Raw genomic sequence first — 19,152 nt, 5'->3', positions numbered from 1 at the left:
GGGAATGACATGAAAAGCATAATAATTGCCGCGACGATTGCGGGCGTGCTGGCCACGCCGGCTTTGGCGGATATGACGATCGGCTGGGCCGGCCCGGTCACAGGCGGCAGCGCCGCTGTTGGCGAACAGAACCTCAATGGCGTCAAGCAGGCGATCGAGGATATCAATGCCGCGGGTGGAATTCTCGGCGAAAAGATCTTGCTGCAGACGGAAGATGACGGTGGCGATCCCAAGCAGGCCGTCTCGGTCGCCAATCGGCTTGCGGCATCCGGCATAAAATTCGTCATCGGGCATCAGAATTCCGGTGCCTCAATCCCTGCCTCGGATGTCTATGCCGAGAACGGCATGTTCCAGATCACTCCGGCATCCACAAATCCCAAGCTCACGGAACGCGGGCTCTGGAACACCTTTCGCACCTGTGGGCGTGACGACCAGCAAGGGACCGTCGCAGGGAACTATCTGATCAAGAATTTCACCGGCAAGAATGTCTTCATCGTTCACGACAAGACGCCCTACGGTCAGGGTCTTGCCGAAGAGGTAAAGAAATCGATCAATGCCGGCGGCCTGACCGAGACTGGCTACGAGGGTATCACTGTCGGCGACAAGGATTTCTCGGCCCTGATCGCCAAGATCAAAGAGACCAAGGCTGATGTCGTCTATTTCGGCGGCGTCTACACCGAGGGAGGTCTCATTCTTCGTCAATTGCGTGATCAAGGGGTCAAGACCCCGATGATCGGCGGAGACGCGATGTTCTCGGGTGAATTCGCGGCTATCGCCGGGCCGGAAGCCGACGGCACATTGATTACCTTCGGCCCCGATGCACGTCAAAACCCCGCGGCTGCGGAGGTTGTGAAGCGCTTTGCCGGGAAGAAGATCGATCCGGAAGGCTTCACGCTCTATGGCTACGTGGCGATGCAGGTCATTGCAGCCGGCATCAAGGAAGCCGGAAGCGCCGATCCACAGATTGTCGCAGACAAGCTGCACGGCGGGCTGAAAGTCGATACCGTCATAGGCCCTCTCTCCTACAACGAGAAGGGCGATATCACGCGGCTGGACTTCGTCTTCTACGAACTGAAGGGTGGCAAGTTCGAGCAAAAGAATGCCGAATGATCTTGTCCGGGCGCCGCTCCAGCGGCGCCCTCTTGCTCGGGAGTGGATTATGAACAGGTTCGAGACAATCGAGAGGGAGATGATCGAATGGCGGCATCACCTGCACCGCAATCCCGAATTCGGCTTTGAAGAAATCAACACGGCAGCGTTCGTCGCCGAGAAACTTCGTTCATGGGGCATCCAGGTCATAGAAGGCGTTGGAAAAACCGGCGTTGTCGGCAGTTTGACGCTGGGAACCGGAAAGCGCGCCATCGCGCTTCGTGCCGACATGGATGCGCTTCGGATCAGCGAGAGGAGCGACCTTCCCTACCGGTCGCAAGCCTTAGGCACGATGCACGCCTGTGGCCATGACGGACATGTCGCAATGCTACTTGGTGCTGCCCGTATCCTGGCAGAAGAGGGTGGCTTCGACGGCACGGTTCGCTTCGTCTTTCAGCCGGCTGAGGAATGGGGCAGGGGCGCTCTTTCAATGCTGGACGACGGCCTCATGGCCCGGTTCCCTTTTTCCGAAGTCTACGGCATCCACAACATGCCGGGTATGCCGGTGGGCCGGTTCGCGACGCGAATTGGCTCAATCATGGCCGCCGAGGACATATTCGAGATAAGGCTGGACGGAACAGGCGGCCACGCGGCGCGACCGCACCATACCAATGAAGTGCTGGTTGCAGCCTGTGCGCTCGTTGTGAACCTGCAGACGATCGTTTCTCGACGGCTCGACCCCGCAGATATGGCGGTTGTATCGGTCACTGAACTTATTGCCGACGGTACACGTAACGCTCTCCCGGGTACCGCAACCATACTCGGCGACGCGCGTAGCATGCGGCCTGAGGTCAGCGCGGAGATTGAGCGCCGCATGCGCCAGATCGTTGATGGGACAGCTTCGGCCTATGGTTGTTCGGCATCGATCGACTACCGCCGCGAGTTCGTTCCACTCGTCAACACACCTGAGCAAACGCGCGTCGCACTGGAGGCTGCCGCCTCCGTTTTCGGACCTGGGGCGGTGGAAGACGATATTGCGCCTATCGCCGCCTCCGAAGATTTCGCCAGGCTCCTGGAGAAAGTTCCCGGTAACTTCGCCTTCATCGGCAATGGAGAGACGTCAGCTCCCCTGCATAATCCCAGCTATGACTTCAACGACAATGTGCTTGGGCAAGGGGCTGAATATTTCGTTGCCGTCGCGAGACAACGGCTGCGATAACGCTCACAATTCTTGCCGCAAATCGCGTTCTCATCGACAGGGTCGATGCCGGCGCCGAAACGAATGGTCATTCCACCTGCATATCGAGTTGCTGGGCAATGTTTTCATAGTGGCGGGATGAGGCGGCGTTGCCCTGCTTGGCATATTGCGAGCCGACCGCTCGCGCTGCCTTTGCCGCCGCCCGGAACGCATCGATCCGAACCTGCGGTTCGAGATTGGCATCGCCACCGATATCGCCATCGTTGAAGCGGCCAACGCGATAACCATCATGATCGATCACACCGATGACAGGCACGCCTGCTTTCATTTCGCCATAGAAGGCAGGACCGGCGCGATCGCCGTCGCGCCGTCGCAGCATGCCAAGTCCGGATGCCTTGTTCGCGGTGCATAGTCCTGTCCAGTAGGTGGGACCTGCAGTCAGAGAGATGGGGGAAATGAATTCGCAGCGGCTGGTCGGGTCCTTGGACCAGTTCGAACCGGACGATGCCTCCTGCGCCAACAGCGCTGGTGCCCACAACAGGGACAGGGTCGCGGCCACTGCGGATATGGCCCTGAATGACCTCGGATACGGCATTGCTATCGTCTCTCCCATTTCGCCGCGCTACGACCGTGCCATTAGGGCCGCAACGTCGAGCATCCGGTTGGCAAAGCCCCATTCATTGTCGTACCAGCCGAAAACCCGCAGAAGGCCGCCAGCGGAAACCGAGAGTTCCGGTCCTGAGACGACCAGCGATTCCGGCCGGGCGCGCAGATCGACGGATACGAGCGGCTTTTCGATCCAGCCGATGACGGGCGACGTGGCGATTGCGCCCTTGAAGCGTTCGCGGGCTTCGGCTAGGCTCGGCGCCTTCTCCAGCGACACCGTCAGGTCGATCGCCGAGACGCTTGCGGTCGGAACGCGGATGGCCCGGGCTTCGATCTTTCCGGCGAGGGATGGCAGGACTTTGCCAACCAGCTTGTGGGCGCTGGTGCTCGTCGGCACCATAGAGAGGGCTGCCGCGCGGCTGCGTGCAAAATCGTCCCGCGGCTGGTCGACGGTCGGCTGGCTTCCGGTATAGCAATGAACCGTCGTCATCTGCCCGCCAGTGATGCCGAAGAGGTCATCGACAGTCTTCAGCAGGGGTGCCAGCGCGTTCGTGGTGCATGATGCATTGGATATGATCTTGTGGCCGGCAATCATCTCTTCGTTGGCGCCAAGCACCACCGTCGCGTCGGCAGATTCCGCCGGACCCGAAATCAGGACACGCTTTGCGCCGGCCTCTAGCGCCCGGGAGACGTAATCGCGGGTATAAGGCTGGCCGGTGCATTCGAGGAAAATATCGACGTGCGATAGATCGAGGGCGCGAATATCCCGCTCGTTGTGGAAAGGTATCGAACGCTCGCCGATCCGCAACGCGCGAGCCTCGGCCACCACGTCCTCCGGCCATGGGCCGAAGACGCTGTCATACTGGAACAGGTAGGCGCAGCTTTCCAGCGGAGCGATGTCGTTGACGAGGACGACCTCGATATCGCGGCGCTCTTTCAGCAGGATGCGAAGAACAGAGCGGCCGATGCGGCCAAAGCCATTGATAGCAATTTTCGGCTTCTGTTTCGTCACGCGCTGGGCTCCTGCGATTATGTGATGAGGCCTATGACAACCGTGAGCGATGCGCAATATCAAGGCGGTCGCTGCTACTGCTTCCAAGCGCCGCGGCGATCGCTTGGACTGCTGAGGAGCCGCCGCCTGACCGATCACAGGCAGATCCTATTTTTCGTAACGATCGCATAAGCTTAAGATGTTTCTGGTTTTTTATCGACAAAAAACACTTGCTATACAGGGTTATGCGTGGCGAGCGCATCGTCATCGCCGGCCCGTCTGGCTCCGGCAAGTCGACGATGATCCGTTGCATCAACCGTCTGGAAGAGCACCAGAAGGGTCAGATCGTCGTCGATGGCACCGAGCTTACCAACGACCTGAAGAAGATCGACGAAGTGCGCCGCGAAGTCGGCATGGTGTTCCAGCACTTTAACCTCTTCCCGCATCTGACGATCCTGGAAAACTGCACGCTGGCGCCGATCTGGGTGCGCAAGATGCCGAAGAAGCAGGCGGAAGAAGTCGCCATGCACTTCCTGAAGCGCGTCAAGATTCCGGAACAGGCCAACAAATATCCGGGCCAGCTCTCCGGCGGCCAGCAGCAGCGCGTGGCGATCGCCCGTTCGCTCTGCATGAATCCGAAGATCATGCTGTTCGGCGAGCCGACCTCGGCGCTCGATCCTGAGATGGTCAAGGAAGTGTTGGCTACGATGGTCAGTCAGGCCGAAGAAGGCATGACCATGCTCTGCGTAACCCACGAAATGGGCTTCGCCCGCCAGGTCGCCAACCGCGTCATCTTCATGGACCAGGGCCAGATCGTCGAACAGAATTCGCCGGCTGAGTTCTTCGACAATCCGCAACACGAGCGTACCAAGCTGTTCCTCAGCCAGATCCTGCATTAGACGAGTGTGCGGCGCAGGTCACGTATGAGGTCATCGGGCACACCGGCTCCGCAACCCTGACGCGGATCGGCGCCCGGCGCGGGATAGCCGCCCGTAAAAATCACCACTTCAGATATGCTTAATATCTAATTAACGGTGTCCGGATAGTGTTTCGCGAGGGCGCAAGGCGGGCGGTTCAGGATCGTCCCGATGCCGGTAATCGTGGGGTCACTGAAACATGTCCAGCTTTCCGAAACTCGGTTTTGATGCGTCGTCCGTGCTTGAGGCGCTGAGCCGCTCGCAAGCCATCATCGAGTTCGATCTTTCTGGCAACATCCTGACTGCCAACGAGAATTTTTGCAAAGCTGTCGGTTACCCGCGCTCCGAGATCGTCGGCCGCCATCACAGCATGTTCGTGCTGCGCGATGAGGCAGCATCGACGGAATACAAGGCGTTCTGGGCAAAGCTGGCGCGCGGAGAGTATGATCAGGGCCAGTACCGGCGTCTGGCGAAGAATGGCCAGGAAATCTGGATCGAAGCCTCCTACAATCCGGTCTTCCGCCGCGGCAAGCCCTACAAGGTGGTGAAGATCGCCACCGATATCACCGCGATCAAGCGCAAGAGCGCCGAAGACGAAGGAAAGCTGGCGGCGCTGTCGCGTGCGCAGGCCGTCATCGAGTTCACACCCGATGGCACGATCCTGAAGGCCAACGAGAATTTCCTCGGCGCGCTTGGCTACGAGGCGTCCGAGATCATCGGCAAGCATCATGCGATGTTCTGTGAGGCGGGCTACGCCCAATCGCAGGAATACCGGGATTTCTGGGCCGAACTGCGCTCGGGTAAATTCTCCACCGGGCAGTTCATGCGGCTTGGCAAGGATGGCAAGCGCGTCTTCATTCAGGCGTCCTACAATCCGATCATCGACCACAAGGGCGAGGTCTTCAAGGTCGTCAAGTTTGCGATCGACGTGACTGACCGGATGGATGCGGTGGAAGAGCTTGGCGCGGCGCTCGAACGGCTGTCGCAGTGCAATATCCGCGTTACGCTCGACAAGCCCTTCGTTGGTGAATTCGAACGGCTGCGCCGCGACTTCAACAAGTCGATCGGCGAGTTCCAGAAGACGCTGGTCAATGTTCTCGGCCAGACCGGTGATCTCAGCAAGAGCAGCCAGGAGGTGCGCGAGGCTTCCGAGCATCTTGCCGAACGCTCCCGTGAGCAGGCAGCAGCCCTTGAGGAGACGACGGCGGCACTCGGCGAGATCACTGCCACCGTCCGCTCGTCATCGGAAAACACCAAGGAGACCCGGCAGCTTGTTCAAAGTGCACGGGCTTCGACCGCAGCCTCGACCAAAGTTGTGGAGCAGACCGTCAACGCGATGCAGCGCATCGAGGCGGCCTCCCGTGAGATCAGCCAGATCATCGGCGTGATTGACGAGATCGCCTTCCAGACGAACCTTCTGGCGCTGAACGCCGGTGTAGAAGCGGCGCGCGCCGGCGAGGCCGGCAAGGGCTTTGCCGTCGTTGCTCAAGAAGTGCGCGAGCTTGCCCAGCGCTCGGCGAATGCGGCGAAGGAAATCAAGGCACTGATCAACAATTCCGGCACCGAGGTGCTCGAAGGCGTCCGGCTGGTCGGTGAGACCGGCGAGGCACTGAAGCAGATCGACGTGCTCGTCAAACGGATCGACGGCAATGTCGACAGAATTGCCCATGCGGCCGACGAGCAGACGGCGGGGCTTGGCGATATCAGCAAGGCAGTCGAGCGGCTCGACCAGATGACGCGCGAAAATGCGGCGATGAGTGCGCGCACGACGGCGATCAGCAGCACCTTGGCGCTCGGCGCCGATGCGCTGTCGCAGCTGGTCAGCCTCTTCAAGCTGAACCGCCGTGCGGTGATGCGCGACGACGGCTCTTCGGTCAAATCGAACTATCAGGGGCCCCGGAACCCGCAGACCAGCCGTTCGGCCGCCTGACCCGCCTTCGATTGGATGACTTGCCAGCTGGCTGGATAGGCCTAATCTCCGCGGCGTGTTTCGCTCGGAGATCAGCTGTGTCTGCAATCAAAGCTGCTGCCATTGCCCTATTGACCGCACTCGCCCTGACCACGGCGGCAAAAGCCGCCGAGCGCTGGGAAACGCTACCCAGTTTTCCACCGATGCCGCCCGCCAAGGCCAGCGGCATGGCACCGGTCAACGATATCAAGATGTACTACGCTGAGTATGGGGAGGGCGCCCCTATCCTCTTCATTCACGGCGGCCTCGGCAGCGCCGATGTCTGGGGCAATCAGGTCGCGGATTTTGCCCGCGATCATCGGGTGATCGTTGCCGACAGCCGCGGCCACGGCCGCTCGACGCGCAGCGCCCAGCCCTTCGGCTACGACCTGATGACGTCCGACTACGTGGCACTGCTCGACTATCTGAAGCTGGACAAGGTCACGCTCGTCGGCTGGTCCGACGGCGGCATTATTGGCATCGACATGGCGATGACGCATCCGGAGAAGCTGACGCGGGTCATTGCCCAGGCGGCGAATGTCACGACCGATGGCGTCAAGGCCGACGTGATGACCAACAAGACCTTCAGCGACTATATCAATGCCGCGGGCGAATCCTACAACAAGCTGTCGCCGACGCCGAACGAATATGACGCGTTCGTCAACCAGATCTCGGCGATGTGGGCGAGCCAGCCGGCCTGGACTGCTGCGAATCTCGCCAAGATCGCCGTGCCGGTGACGCTGGCGATCGGCGACCACGACGAGGCCGTCAAACTTGATCATACTGAGATGATGGCAAAGGAAATTCCGGGCGCCAAACTGGTGATCCTCAAGGATGCCAGCCATTTTGCGATGCTGCAGGATCCGGAAGGCTACGACGCGATGATCCGCAATGCGATTGCCGGGAAGTAGGGATTCTGCCTGAAGAAAAGGAGGCCCGCCGAATTCCGGTTCAGCGGGCCCCGCATTGGTGTCGGTCATCTGTCCTTTTCACCATAGCCAAATGGATATGGGAGACGGCTGCCGCTTCGGCAATTCGTCCGAAAGGCGTAGCACCGTTTACCCCCTGCCGCTCCGGCGCAGTTTCGCGCAAGCATGATCTAATATAATTGCCCGGCACGAACAGAGGGCGGTCGATGCGGCGATCCCTTAGATGGGTGTTTGCATACCTCATGGCGGCCAGTCTCTCACTGGCCGGTCCTTCCGCTGGCGCGCGCGACGCGGCCCCCTGGAACCGCCAGGATGCGGCGCTTATCGTCGATGCCTATGAGATGAACGCGATCGACTGGGATGCTTTGCTCACCGACAAGCGGATCGCCGGGATGATTTCCAAGGCCTCGGACGGGCTTCCGGAAGTGTTTGATTGCAGCGGCGAGCATCGCGGCGATACCGTCGCGCATTGCAAGACGATGTGGCGCAAATATGCGGTCAGCCGCGAGCTCTATCAGACCCGGAAATTCATTGCCAAGCAGAGCGGGCTGCTATGGGGCGCCTATCATGTCGCCAGACCCGGCAACCCGGTTGATCAGGCCAACCACTTTCTGGACTACGCAGAGCCCGGCCCCGACGACCTGATGGTCCTCGATCTCGAGGGGCTCGACACCGATCAGTTCATGTCGCTGTCTGATGCGCAGATCTTTGCCGGGCATATCCGCACCCGCACCGGCCGTTATCCGATCCTCTACGTCAACCACGCGACCGCCCGCTATATCGCCGCCTACCGGCAGATCTATCCGGTGCTGGCACGGCTGCCGATCTGGTATGCGCGCTACAAGCCCGATGTCGGCGGCACGTTTCCGATGGGGAACTGGCAGCAATATTTCCTCTGGCAATTCTCTTCGGCGTCGAACTGCTCGAAGAGACGCTGCCCCTACCGCGTGCCGGGAACGCTGACGGATATCGACGTCAACCTGGCCTCCGTAAATAGAGAGCAGCTGAAAGCCATCTGGCCGCAGGGCCGCCTGCTGCCGCCCGAAGATCCCGATCCGCCGCTGATCCTGGCAAAGATCGAACTCCCCGGCGTGTTCGACCGCTCGATTGCGGCCGACACGATCATCACCGCGGCAATTCCCGGCGACGGGGGCCGGTAACCCGCGTCAGCCCTTGGCTGCCTTTTCGGCTTCCATCTCGGCAATATCTTGGAACCGGTCGGCGATGCGCGCATGCGGCCGGCCGCCGTCGGCCGCGCCGATCGCGACGATGATTTCATCAGCGCCCGGGGCATCGGCAATCATGAAGTTGGCGGTCAGGAAGTGTGAGCGCTTGCCGCTCTCGCTCTTGTGCATCATCGGCAGCGATAGCAGGGCGCCGGGGCCGTTGCGGGTATTGGCGAATTCCAGATAGTTGGTGCCGCCGATCGCCTCGCGGAACGGGTTGCCAAAGCGCAGCGTATGGATCATCGCCGAGGCATGTTCGATCTCGCCGTTGATGCCGACCGCTGCCGCCTTGCCGCAGGCCTCGATCTTCTCGGCATCCATCTGCCGCAACAGGCGGCTGGTCATCTCGTGGCTGAGTTCGCCGGCAATTCGGATGATCTCCGGCCGCAGGTTCTCGACGAAGCCGCGCCCGGCCCAGGGGTTCTGGATCACTGCTGCCACCACGACCATGGTCACCGGCCGAGGCGCTGCCTTGCCGCCTTCGACATGCGTTTCTTCGAGGAAGGTGGAAATCTTTCTGATGCCGAGTGTCATGCCTTGCGCCGATACGAAATGTTGAAACTGGCTAGAAGCCTAGCGGCTAAACGGCGAACGTCTTCCTTTGATCGGCGGAAGCGGATGGCTTCAGCTTCCATCGAAACGGAGTAGATTTCTATTGAGGCCGCGCGCATGATACGCGCCAGCCGGGGGGAGCGAGGCAGGTTGGATCAGAAGTCTCAGATATTGGCGCTCCGCGACGTGGCGAGCCAGATCAACAGCGGCGGCGACCTTCAGACCGTGCTGCAGCACCTGATCGCGGCCGCCTGCCGTCACGCCCATTGGTCGCTTGGTTCGATCATGGGCATCGATGCGGCGCACGGCTATGCCTATGTCATCGTCCGCTACGATCCGACGCTGATCGAACGCCAGCTGCCGGACCGATGGGAACTGGCGACAAGCCCGTCGCTGATTGCCCTGCAGCGCAACGAGCCCGTCTATATCCGCGACGCGCGCGAGACGGCCGAGTTTCCGGGTTATCGCAAGGAAGCCTTCGAGCGCGACTACCGCACGGTCGTCGTGATGCCGATGAACTGCCGGGATGCCGAGGGCCGGCCGATGGTGCTGAGCGTCATCTCCCGGCAGATCACCGATGTCACCGAAGACGACCTCGCCTTTCTCGGCACCATCATTCACATGGGCGCCATCGCCGTTGAGCGCGAGCACCGGCTGGAGGCCGAGAAGCGCGCGGCGCAGCGGCTGGAGCGGGCGTTGCAGGCGCATACCTCGCTGCTCGAACATGTCTTGAGCGACGGCGCGGTTGCGCCGCTCTCGGCGATGGTCGGGATGATGCTGCCGAACCCGACTGTGGTGGTGGATTTTACCGCCAATCAGGTCATCGCAGGGCGGCCGCCAAATGCGCTTTATGACGAGGCCTCCTGGCAGGAAGCCGCGTCCACCGTCTTTGCGCGGCCGCTGATGAAGGCGGCGCGCGAAGCGATCGATCGCGGCACGACCGATGCCGCGAGCCTGTTTCTCGATGATGGCACGCAGCGCTTCAAGATCTCGGCCCGCATCGAGGCGCTGATGGTCGACAATCAGCTGGTGGGGGCCTTGATCATTTTCCCCACCTCGCGCGAGTTCAGCGATCTCGATCTCCTGATGCTCGACAGCGCCAAGTTCGCGCTCAGCGTCCAGATGATGCGCAGTTTCATCCGCTTCCGGTTTGAGACCCGCACACAGACCGAGCTGTTCTTCGAGATCGTCGAGGCCAGATGGCGCAATGCCGGGGATGTCGCCCAGCGCGCCCAAAGGCTGGGGCTCAATTTCGCGACGCCGCAGCAGATGATCGTCATCGATTTCCCGGACAAGACGAAGGCGTTTGGCGGGGCTTCCGTCGATGTAGAGCACACGCTTGCCCGCATCATGCAGCAGGCATCGCTGCAGGCGAGCCTGATCGCGATTGATGGCGGCGTCGTGTGCCTGGTTCCGCATGATCCGAGCAAGCGGCAGGAACGCACGGCCAAGCTGACACGGCGGATTGCCGAGGAGCTCGGCCGCTATTTCGACGAGCCGCCCGTGGTCGTCGCGGGTAACCGCTGTGCCGCGCTTTCCGATTATCCCGCCGCCTGGGAACGCTGCAGCCGGATGATCCGCATCGGCCGCTCCTTCGGGCTGACAGGCGCCGTTTCCGCCCAGGATTTCGGGCCGCTGCCGATGCTGGTTGCGGCGTCCGAAGCGGGCGACGTGCGCAGCTTCGTGCAGGAAAGCGTCGGCGCCATTGCCGAGCACGACCGAGAGAACGGCACGCCGTATCTGGAGACGCTCTCCACCTATCTCCAAGAGGGCTGCCGCAGCCAGGCCTGCGCCGATACGATGGGCCTGCATGTGACGACGCTGCGCTATCGTCTGTCGCGTATCCAGGAGCTCTTCGGCGTTGATGTCGAGACACCTGAGAAGCGCTTTGCGGTCGAGCTGGCGATCCGCCTGCATGGCGTCATCGACAACCGCGCAACGGCCGGAAAGTAATCTCCCACAGCCTCGTTATCCTCGCTTGCAGTGCTTTCGCGCGGCCACTTTCCCTCTCCTATGGATCGCAGCAGAAGTTTTCCGGCCTTTCCTTTGAAGGCGCGGAAGAACCACCGGACGGGCAGCGATAGCCTCCTCTTTAACAAACGGAGGAGGCACGAAAGCATGGCGGAGATAGCGGCAAGGGCGGATGCGCCGATCGATCCGATCGCACTGCGCCGGGCCTTCGGAACCTTCGTGACGGGCGTTACCGTCATCACCACCCGCGATGAAGACGGCACGCCACGCGGCATGACCGCGAATTCCTTCACCTCGGTCTCGCTCGATCCGCCGCTGCTTCTGGTCTGCATCGCCAAGTCCGCTTCGAGCTATCAGGCTTTCACCTATGCCGGTTGCTTTGCGGTCAATATTCTCCATGAGGGCCAGGTCGATGTATCCGGTACCTTCGCCTCGAAGTCGCCGGACAAGTTCCAGTCCGTCACCCATGATCGCATCCATACCGGTGCGCCTGTCCTGACGGATAGCCTTACCTGGTTCGACTGCACGACCTTCAGTTCCGTTGATGCCGGCGATCATACGGTTCTGATCGGCCAGGTCAGGGCTTTCGGCACCAGCCCGACCGCGCCGCTCGGCTTCTGCCGCGGCCACTATGCCAGCGTCAAGGATCCGTTGCCCGCTGGCTGGCTCGCCTCGCATGGTATGATCATCGGCTACCTGATCGAAGCCGGGGATGGGTTGCTGCTGCGCGCGGACGGAAAGGGCAGCTGGGTGCTTCCTTCGGCGCGCCGCCGCAAGGCAGACAGCCAGCTCGTCGTCGAAGGCGGCGATGCGCTGCGGCTGATGCCTGACGAGACCTTCCTCTACTCGGTCTTCGATGTTGCCGACAGCGATCCAGGCTATCTCGTCTATCGTGCGCGGCTGGCGGGCGAGGGGGAGGGCGTCAATCTGCCCGCCGATCTCCGTTTCTTTGCGATCGACGATCTTCCCTACGAGACGATCGCCACCCACGAACTGCGTTCGATGCTGCGCCGCTATGTGCGCGAGCGGCAGGCAGGCCGGTTCGGCATCTACATGGATTCCGACGATGGCGGCCGCGTCGCGATGATCGACGGCGAAGCCCGTGCCTGGATCCAAGCCTCCCAAGACCAAGGACAGTGACATGAAGACGACAGTCAGCTCCATCGAAGGTTCGCGTCAGGGCCTGTTCATCAACGGCGAATTCGTGGCGCCGAAGAACGGCAACTATATCGCAAGCTATGATCCGACGACCGGCGAGCGCTGGTACGATCTGGCGGAGGCCGATGCCGACGATGTCGCGGCTGCCGTTGACGCAGCAAATGCTGCCTTCCGCAATCCCGCCTGGCGCCGCATGACGCAGACCGATCGCGGCGCGCTGGTGCGCCGGCTTGCCGAGCTTGTCCGGGCCAATGCCGACACGCTTGCTGAAATCGAGACGCGCGACAATGGCAAGCTGCTCAAGGAAACCCGGGCGCAGATGCGCTCGATGCCGGATAGCTATCACTATTTCGCCGGCATGGCGGACAAGCTGCAGGGCGACACCATCCCGATCAACCGGGTCGATACGCTGAACCTCAATCTGCGCGAACCGCTCGGCGTCGTCGGCATGATCACGCCCTGGAATTCGCCGCTTATGCTGCTCACCGGCACGCTGGCGCCGTGCCTGGCGATCGGCAACACCGTCGTCATCAAGCCCTCCGAACATGCAAGTGCCTCGACGCTGGCGCTGGCCGAGCTGATCCATGAAGCGGGCTTTCCCGCAGGCGTCGTCAATGTCGTCACTGGTACCGGTAAGAGTGCGGGCGAGGCGCTGACACGCCATCCGGGTGTCTCGAAGTATGTCTTCACCGGCAGCACCGCGACCGGCCGCCGCATCGCCGGCAATGCGGCGCAGAACCTCGTGCCCTGCTCGATGGAGCTCGGCGGCAAGTCTCCGCATGTCGTGTTCGGCGATGTCGAGATCGAGCATGCCGTCAATGGTGTCGTCTCCGGCGTCTTTGCCGCGGCGGGCCAGACCTGCGTTGCCGGTTCGCGCTGCTTCGTCGAGGCCAGCATCTACGACAAGTTCATCGATGCGCTGGTTGCCCGCACCGCCCGCATCCGCGTCGGCCTGCCGACGGTCGAGGATACGGATATCGGTCCGCTGGCGCTCGCCGATCAGCTCACCAAGGTCGAGGGCTATGTGGCATCCGGCGTCAAGGAAGGCGCGAAGATTGCAGCCGGTGGCCGCCGTCCCCAGAAGGACGGCCTATCGAGCGGCGGCTGGTATTTCGAGCCGACGGTCATGGTCGATGCTCAGAACGACATGGGCTTCATGCGCGACGAGATCTTCGGCCCGGTCGTCGGCGTCATGCCGTTCCGCGACGAGGCGGAGATGATCGCGCTCGCCAATGACAGCCATTACGGCCTCGCCTCCGGCATCTGGACCAAGGATATCGACCGGGCACTTCGCTTCGCCAATCAGATCGAGGCTGGAACGGTCTGGGTCAATACCTACCGTTCCGCCTCCTTCATGTCCGCCAATGGCGGCTTCAAGGAAAGCGGCTACGGCCGCCGCGGCGGCTTTGAGGTGATGCACGAATTCTCGCGGTTGAAGAACGTCATCATCGATTACTCAGGGGCGATGCAGGACCCCTTCGTCATCCGTCTGAAGTGACGGCACAGAAGACAATACAGCCCGAGAGGGAGGCTAGCAGATGAAATTCGCAGTATCGCTGACCATGGAGCGCTTCTCGCCCGATGTTTCGATGTCGACGGCCAGGAACAACCTTCTTCATCTGGCCCGCATGGCCGACGAAGGTGGCTTCGAGGCGCTGTGGACGGCCGAACATCACACGATCGAATGCACGATCTCTCCCAATCCGTTCCAGACACTCGTCTGGCTGGCGCAGCATACGCAGCAGATCCGCCTGGGCACCTCGACACTCGTCGCTCCCTACTGGAGCCCGATCCGTCTTGCCGGCGAATCCGCGCTCTGCGACCACCTGACGAACGGCCGCCTGGAATTCGGCATCGCCCGCGGCTCCTATCAGTACGAGTTCGACCGGATGGCGGGTGGCATGCCCCAGCAGGAAGGCGTCGCCTACATGAAGGAGATCGTCCCGGCGGTGAAGAAGCTGTGGGCCGGCGATTATGCCCATGACGGCCACTACTGGAAGTTCCCGACGGCGACTTCGGTGCCAAAGCCGCTGCAACAGCCGCATCCGCCGATCTGGGTCGCGGCCCGCGATCCGGGCTCGTTCGACTGGGCGATCGCCAACGGCGCCAGTATCCTCTCCACACCGCTCTCCCAGCCTGCCGCCGAAATCCAGGTTCTGGCCGACAAGTTCAACAAGGCCGTTGCCGACCATCCGGAAGTCCCGCGCCCGCGCTTCATGATGCAGCGCCGCACCTGCGTCTACGACAAGCCGGACGGCTGGGAAAACGCGGTCCAGCACAGTATGGATTACGGCCGCGCCTTCGAGAACCTGATGCAGAATATCGGCAATGTGCGCGAAGGGTTTCCGGAAGCGGTTCCCTATGAGGCGGTCAAGGGCAAGGACAACTATAACCCCGACAACATCCGCAAGAACCTGATGTTCGGCACGCCGGATGAGGCGATCGAAAAGCTGCTGGTCTATGAGGCAGGCGGTGTCGATCAGTATTGTCTCGGGCTCACCTTCAACCTGCCCTTCGAGCTGCAGAAGCGCACGATCGAGCTGTTCGTCAAGGAAATCATGCCCTTCTTCGCGGCACGCGAAAAGGAACAGCAGCGCAAGGCTGCGGCGGGCTGATCATGGCAGAGGCACAGCGCCATACCGTCGGAGACGTGACGCTCAACTACCGGATCGACGGCAGCGGCGATCCGCTGGTCTGCATCCACGGCGTCGGCTCCTATCTGGAGGCATGGTCGGGCGTGGTCGAGCGTCTGAAGGACAGGTTCACGATCCTGACATTCGATTTGCGCGGACACGGCCAATCGAGCCGGGTCAAGGGGCGCTATGAGATCGACGATTTCGTCAATGAAGCGCTGGCGCTGGCCGACAAGGCAGGCTTCTCGACCTTCCATCTCGCTGGCTTCTCGCTCGGCGGATTGATTGCACAACGCCTGGCGCTGACCCATCTCGACCGCTTGCGCAAGCTGGTGCTGCTGTCGACCGTTGCCGGCCGCACGCCGGAGGAGCGGACGCGGGTTCTCGAACGGCTGTCGGCGCTGCGCGCCGGCACGCCTGCCGACCATCACAATGCATCGCTGTCCCGGTGGCTGACCGAAGCATTCCAGGAGAACAATCCGGAGGTGATCGCGACGCTCAAACAGCGCGATGCCGAGAACGATCCGGAATGTTATGCGGCGGCCTACCGCGTGCTGGCGGAAACCGACTTTGGCGGCTTTCTCGATCAGATCCGCTGCCCGACGCTGATTGCGACCGGCGAGGACGATGCCGGGTCGAACCCGCGCATGGCTCGTTACATGCACGAGCGCATTCCGGGCTCGAAGCTCGCGATCCTGCCGGGCCTCCGTCATTCGATTCTGATCGAGGCGCCGCAGACGGTTGCCGACCTGATGCGTGGCTTTCTGACCGGCAAGGAGACGGACCATGGATGAAGCCCTCAGAAAAAGTGGCGAGGCCGTCAGACGCAAGGTGCTGGGCGACGAATACGTCGATCGCGCCATCAACAGCGCCGACAGCTTCTCGGCCCCGTTCCAGGATGTGCTCAACGAATATTGCTGGGGCACGGCCTGGACCGATGACGGTCTCGATCTCAAGCAGCGCAGCCTTTTGAACCTCGGCATGCTGGCGGCGCTCAATCGCATGCATGAATTCGGCATCCATTTCCGCGGCGCCATCCGCAATGGGCTGACCGATGACGAGCTCAGGGCGGCACTCACGCAGATCGCGGTTTATTGCGGCATTCCGGCCGGCGTCGAAGCCTTCCGGGTCGCACGTTCCATCCGCGACGAGATGCGCCAGAAAGGAGAGCTCTGACTTCCATCGATTCAAGGAAGCGACCGGCCTGCGGCTGCTTCAGATCGCCGGAAGACGAAAAGGTCTCTTCGACTTCAAGATCGTATGACGGTACGGGAATGAGCCCGGGCCAAAAACCAAGAATGACAATAAAGGGAACCATCGCATGAACAGACTGACCAAGATGACCGCCGCTGCCGCGTCGCTCGCCGTCGCGCTGGCTGCCGTGCCGGCCAATGCCGGTGCCGTGCTCGACCGGGTGCTGGCGGCCAAGGACCTGAAGGTTGCGACCGACGCCAACTGGGCGCCGCAATCCTTCATGAACGAGAAGAACGAACTCGATGGCTTCGACATCGACGTTGCCAAGGATATCGGCAAGCGTCTTGGCGTGAAGGTCGAATTCGTCACGCCGGGCTGGGATATCATCACCGCGGGCAACTGGGCGGGCCGCTGGGACATGCATGTGGGCTCCATGACGCCGACCAAGAAGCGCGCCGAAATCTTCGATTTCCCGGCAGTCTATTATTACACCCCTGCCGCCGTTGCCGTTCACAAGGACAGCAAGGCGACCAAGCTTGCCGATCTCGACGGCAAGGTGGTCGGCACTACGGCGACCTCGACTTTTGAGGCCTATGCCAAGGGCGACCTGACGCTCGACGCCGCCGGCGCGCCTCCGTTCAAATACGAGTTCAAGCCGAAGGACGTGAAGTCCTACGCCAACTCGACCACCGCTTTCGACGACCTGCGTCTTGGTGATGGCACGCGTCTCGATGCCGTCGTTTCCTCGCTGCCAAGCATTCTCGACGCGGTCAAGGCCGGCTATCCGATCAAGCAGATCGGCGACCCGGTATTCTACGAGCCGCTCGCCATTGCCATCGAGCATGGCGACAAGGAATTCAATGACAAGATCGCTGAAGCCGTGAAGGGCATGCAGGCCGACGGTACGCTGAGCAAGCTTTCGGTAAAGTGGTACGGCGTGGATTATACGGTCGTAAAGTAACCGCCGCCAGAACCAGACGGTCCGGACCTCCGGACCGTCGATTTGCCGCAAGGGACAAGAGATGCTTTATCCCGATACAGTCGAGTCTGAAGTACTCGTCCATAAGCCGTGGTTCGTGGCGACACTGTTTGCCGCCGTGTTGGCGTTCTTCCTGATGTTCAACATGAGCGGCACGGCGATGGGCGAATTGATGCGCCCAGTCATCGGCGATCCCGCATCCAGCGGCATCTACGGACGTTTTGCGATCGCCTTCGTTATCGCCGTCATGTTCGTGCTCAATGTCGTGCTCATCGGTTTTGCGCCGCTGAGGGTGCAGATCGCCATCGTCTGGCTGGAACTCCTCGGTCTGTTCCTGGCCTTCTTTGCCACCTTTCATCTCAGCCTGCCATTCATTGCCGAGAAACTGCCCTTCATGATCACGCAGGGCCTTGTGACGACGATCTATGTGTCGGCGATCTCGATCATCATCGCGTCGGCAATCGCCATTCTGGGTGCCGTCGCCAAGCTGTCGACCAACGGCTTTGCCTATGCGATCGCCAGCTTCTACACCTCGTTCTTCCGCGGCCTGCCGCTCTTGATGCAGGTCTATCTGATCTATCTTGGCCTGCCGCAGCTCGGCTTCGTCATCGATGCGGTGCCGGCCGGTATCCTCGCGCTGTCGCTCTGCTACGGCGCCTATATGACGGAAATCTTCCGGTCGGGCATCCAGAGCATCGATCGCGGCCAATGGGAAGCCTCGCGCTCGATCGGCTTCGGTTTCGGCGTCACGATGCGCAAGATCATCCTGCCGCAGGCCCTGCCTGTGATCATTCCGCCGACCGGAAACCAGTTCATCTCGATGCTGAAGGATAGCTCGCTGGTCTCGGTGATCGGCGTCTGGGAACTGATGTTTCTTGCCCGCACGCTGGGGCAGAAGACCTTCCAGCACATGGAGATGCTGATCTCCGCCGCCATGCTCTACTGGATCATGTCGATCTGCCTGGAGCTCATCCAATCCCGCATCGAGCGTCACTACGCCAGGAGCAAAGTCCGATGAACGGCGACAAGATCATCGAAGCGAAGAATGTGTCCAAGTGGTACGGCGCCTTCCAGGTGCTGAAGGATATCAACCTGACGGTCACCAAGGGCGAGCGCATCGTCGTCTGCGGTCCTTCGGGATCGGGAAAATCGACGCTGATCCGCTGCTTCAACCGGCTAGAAGCGCATCAGGAAGGGGATATTACGGTCAACGGCATCACTCTGCACAACAAGATGCGAAACGTCGGCGACGTCCGCAAGAATGTCGGCATGGTGTTCCAGCACTTCAATCTTTTCCCGCACATGACGGTGCTGATGAACTGCATGGTTGGGCCGATGTGGATCAAGGGCGTGCCGGCGGCGGAAGCGAAGAAGACGGCGCTGCGTTTTCTCGAGCGCGTACGCATTCCGGAACAGGCCAACAAATACCCGATCCAGCTCTCCGGCGGCCAGCAGCAGCGCGTCGCGATTGCCCGCTCGCTCTGCATGGAGCCAGCCGTGATGCTCTTCGACGAGCCGACTTCGGCGCTCGATCCGGAGATGGTCTCGGAAGTCCTGGAAACGATGACGGGTCTTGCCAAGGACGGCATGACGATGGTCTGCGTCACCCATGAAATGGGCTTCGCCCGGGCCGTTGCCGACCGGGTGATCTTCATGAATTCGGGCCAGATCGTCGAGGAGGGCAAGCCTCACGACTTCTTCACCAACCCGCAGCATGAGCGGACCAAGCTGTTCCTTAGCCAGATCCTCAAGCACTGAGCG

Annotated in this window: 17 protein-coding genes and 1 pseudogene; 15 read left to right on the top strand and 3 right to left on the bottom strand. The window is 61.3% G+C overall.

Features of this window, described 5'->3' with window-relative positions:
• Nucleotides 1-9 precede the first annotated feature (9 nt).
• The gene (locus AC1DV9_RS02645) at nt 10-1,110 is read left to right on the top strand and encodes a branched-chain amino acid ABC transporter substrate-binding protein (RefSeq protein ID WP_112388761.1); all 1,101 of its coding nucleotides are present in this window, start codon (nt 10-12) and stop codon (nt 1,108-1,110) included.
• A gap of 49 nt (nt 1,111-1,159) precedes the next feature.
• On the top strand, nt 1,160-2,308 hold the full coding sequence (locus AC1DV9_RS02640) for a M20 aminoacylase family protein (protein WP_477946018.1): 1,149 nt from the start codon (nt 1,160-1,162) through the stop codon (nt 2,306-2,308).
• 67 nt (nt 2,309-2,375) lie between these two features.
• Here AC1DV9_RS02640 and AC1DV9_RS02635 read toward each other — a convergent pair whose 3' ends face one another.
• Both AC1DV9_RS02635 and AC1DV9_RS02630 read right to left on the bottom strand, forming a co-directional pair.
• Nucleotides 2,376-2,666 carry a hypothetical protein gene (locus AC1DV9_RS02635; protein ID WP_477946016.1) on the bottom strand — a complete coding sequence of 97 codons (291 nt, stop codon included), beginning with the start codon at nt 2,664-2,666 and terminating at the stop codon, nt 2,376-2,378.
• A gap of 243 nt (nt 2,667-2,909) precedes the next feature.
• On the bottom strand, nt 2,910-3,905 hold the full coding sequence (locus AC1DV9_RS02630) for a type I glyceraldehyde-3-phosphate dehydrogenase (RefSeq protein WP_477946014.1): 996 nt from the start codon (nt 3,903-3,905) through the stop codon (nt 2,910-2,912).
• 218 nt (nt 3,906-4,123) lie between these two features.
• Between AC1DV9_RS02630 and AC1DV9_RS02625 the strand changes: the two are divergent.
• The 4 genes and pseudogenes from AC1DV9_RS02625 to AC1DV9_RS02610 all read left to right on the top strand — a co-directional run.
• Nucleotides 4,124-4,783 (top strand): annotated as a pseudogene (locus AC1DV9_RS02625) (amino acid ABC transporter ATP-binding protein); the annotation flags it as partial.
• Nucleotides 4,784-5,000: 217 nt separating this feature from the next.
• The gene (locus AC1DV9_RS02620; protein WP_112388758.1) at nt 5,001-6,731 is read left to right on the top strand and encodes a methyl-accepting chemotaxis protein; all 1,731 of its coding nucleotides are present in this window, start codon (nt 5,001-5,003) and stop codon (nt 6,729-6,731) included.
• A gap of 86 nt (nt 6,732-6,817) precedes the next feature.
• Nucleotides 6,818-7,660, top strand: coding sequence for an alpha/beta fold hydrolase (locus tag AC1DV9_RS02615; RefSeq protein ID WP_477946363.1), 843 nt, complete (start codon nt 6,818-6,820; stop codon nt 7,658-7,660).
• A 260-nt stretch (nt 7,661-7,920) separates the two neighbouring features.
• Entirely contained in the window at nt 7,921-8,838 is a 918-nt protein-coding gene (locus AC1DV9_RS02610) for a glycoside hydrolase family 25 protein (RefSeq protein ID WP_477946012.1), read from the top strand.
• A 6-nt stretch (nt 8,839-8,844) separates the two neighbouring features.
• Here the strand turns inward: AC1DV9_RS02610 and AC1DV9_RS02605 are convergent, their stop codons facing one another.
• Nucleotides 8,845-9,438, bottom strand: coding sequence for an amino acid synthesis family protein (locus AC1DV9_RS02605; RefSeq protein ID WP_112388756.1), 594 nt, complete (start codon nt 9,436-9,438; stop codon nt 8,845-8,847).
• A gap of 168 nt (nt 9,439-9,606) precedes the next feature.
• Between AC1DV9_RS02605 and AC1DV9_RS02600 the strand changes: the two genes are divergently transcribed.
• From AC1DV9_RS02600 to AC1DV9_RS02560, 9 genes are all read left to right on the top strand, one after another.
• Entirely contained in the window at nt 9,607-11,409 is a 1,803-nt protein-coding gene (locus tag AC1DV9_RS02600) for a helix-turn-helix domain-containing protein (protein ID WP_112515206.1), read from the top strand.
• A gap of 165 nt (nt 11,410-11,574) precedes the next feature.
• A complete protein-coding gene (locus AC1DV9_RS02595) occupies nt 11,575-12,567 on the top strand; it encodes a flavin reductase (protein ID WP_477946009.1) in 993 nt (330 codons plus the stop codon).
• Nucleotide 12,568: 1 nt separating this feature from the next.
• Nucleotides 12,569-14,083 carry an aldehyde dehydrogenase gene (locus tag AC1DV9_RS02590; RefSeq protein ID WP_477946007.1) on the top strand — a complete coding sequence of 505 codons (1,515 nt, stop codon included), beginning with the start codon at nt 12,569-12,571 and terminating at the stop codon, nt 14,081-14,083.
• Between the two features lie 40 nt (nt 14,084-14,123).
• Nucleotides 14,124-15,200, top strand: coding sequence for an LLM class flavin-dependent oxidoreductase (locus AC1DV9_RS02585; RefSeq protein ID WP_477946005.1), 1,077 nt, complete (start codon nt 14,124-14,126; stop codon nt 15,198-15,200).
• Nucleotides 15,201-15,202: 2 nt separating this feature from the next.
• The gene (locus tag AC1DV9_RS02580) at nt 15,203-16,012 is read left to right on the top strand and encodes an alpha/beta fold hydrolase (RefSeq protein ID WP_477946003.1); all 810 of its coding nucleotides are present in this window, start codon (nt 15,203-15,205) and stop codon (nt 16,010-16,012) included.
• On the top strand, nt 16,005-16,394 hold the full coding sequence (locus tag AC1DV9_RS02575) for a carboxymuconolactone decarboxylase family protein (protein WP_477946001.1): 390 nt from the start codon (nt 16,005-16,007) through the stop codon (nt 16,392-16,394). Before AC1DV9_RS02580 ends, AC1DV9_RS02575 begins: the two co-directional genes overlap by 8 nt.
• 145 nt (nt 16,395-16,539) lie before the next feature.
• Nucleotides 16,540-17,373 carry a transporter substrate-binding domain-containing protein gene (locus tag AC1DV9_RS02570; RefSeq protein WP_477945999.1) on the top strand — a complete coding sequence of 278 codons (834 nt, stop codon included), beginning with the start codon at nt 16,540-16,542 and terminating at the stop codon, nt 17,371-17,373.
• 61 nt (nt 17,374-17,434) lie between these two features.
• Nucleotides 17,435-18,409, top strand: a complete 975-nt coding sequence (locus AC1DV9_RS02565) for an amino acid ABC transporter permease (RefSeq protein WP_442208463.1) — start codon at nt 17,435-17,437, stop codon at nt 18,407-18,409.
• Nucleotides 18,406-19,149 carry an amino acid ABC transporter ATP-binding protein gene (locus AC1DV9_RS02560; RefSeq protein WP_112514459.1) on the top strand — a complete coding sequence of 248 codons (744 nt, stop codon included), beginning with the start codon at nt 18,406-18,408 and terminating at the stop codon, nt 19,147-19,149. Before AC1DV9_RS02565 ends, AC1DV9_RS02560 begins: the two co-directional genes overlap by 4 nt.
• Nucleotides 19,150-19,152 lie beyond the last annotated feature (3 nt).

The organism is Rhizobium sp. 01L410 (genome assembly GCF_056400165.1).
Note: the sequence above shows the minus strand (reverse complement) of the source record. Positions and strands in the feature narration are given on the sequence as shown.

Coding starts and splice junctions, on each gene's coding strand:
- AC1DV9_RS02645 (WP_112388761.1), top strand. CDS start 10: ATGAAAAGCATAATAATTGCCGCGACGATTGCGGGCGTGCTGGCCACG.
- AC1DV9_RS02640 (WP_477946018.1), top strand. CDS start 1,160: ATGAACAGGTTCGAGACAATCGAGAGGGAGATGATCGAATGGCGGCAT.
- AC1DV9_RS02635 (WP_477946016.1), bottom strand. CDS start 2,666: ATGCTGCGACGGCGCGACGGCGATCGCGCCGGTCCTGCCTTCTATGGC.
- AC1DV9_RS02620 (WP_112388758.1), top strand. CDS start 5,001: ATGTCCAGCTTTCCGAAACTCGGTTTTGATGCGTCGTCCGTGCTTGAG.
- AC1DV9_RS02610 (WP_477946012.1), top strand. CDS start 7,921: ATGGCGGCCAGTCTCTCACTGGCCGGTCCTTCCGCTGGCGCGCGCGAC.
- AC1DV9_RS02605 (WP_112388756.1), bottom strand. CDS start 9,438: ATGACACTCGGCATCAGAAAGATTTCCACCTTCCTCGAAGAAACGCAT.
- AC1DV9_RS02595 (WP_477946009.1), top strand. CDS start 11,575: ATGGCGGAGATAGCGGCAAGGGCGGATGCGCCGATCGATCCGATCGCA.
- AC1DV9_RS02590 (WP_477946007.1), top strand. CDS start 12,569: ATGAAGACGACAGTCAGCTCCATCGAAGGTTCGCGTCAGGGCCTGTTC.
- AC1DV9_RS02585 (WP_477946005.1), top strand. CDS start 14,124: ATGAAATTCGCAGTATCGCTGACCATGGAGCGCTTCTCGCCCGATGTT.
- AC1DV9_RS02580 (WP_477946003.1), top strand. CDS start 15,203: ATGGCAGAGGCACAGCGCCATACCGTCGGAGACGTGACGCTCAACTAC.
- AC1DV9_RS02575 (WP_477946001.1), top strand. CDS start 16,005: ATGGATGAAGCCCTCAGAAAAAGTGGCGAGGCCGTCAGACGCAAGGTG.
- AC1DV9_RS02570 (WP_477945999.1), top strand. CDS start 16,540: ATGAACAGACTGACCAAGATGACCGCCGCTGCCGCGTCGCTCGCCGTC.
- AC1DV9_RS02565 (WP_442208463.1), top strand. CDS start 17,435: ATGCTTTATCCCGATACAGTCGAGTCTGAAGTACTCGTCCATAAGCCG.
- AC1DV9_RS02560 (WP_112514459.1), top strand. CDS start 18,406: ATGAACGGCGACAAGATCATCGAAGCGAAGAATGTGTCCAAGTGGTAC.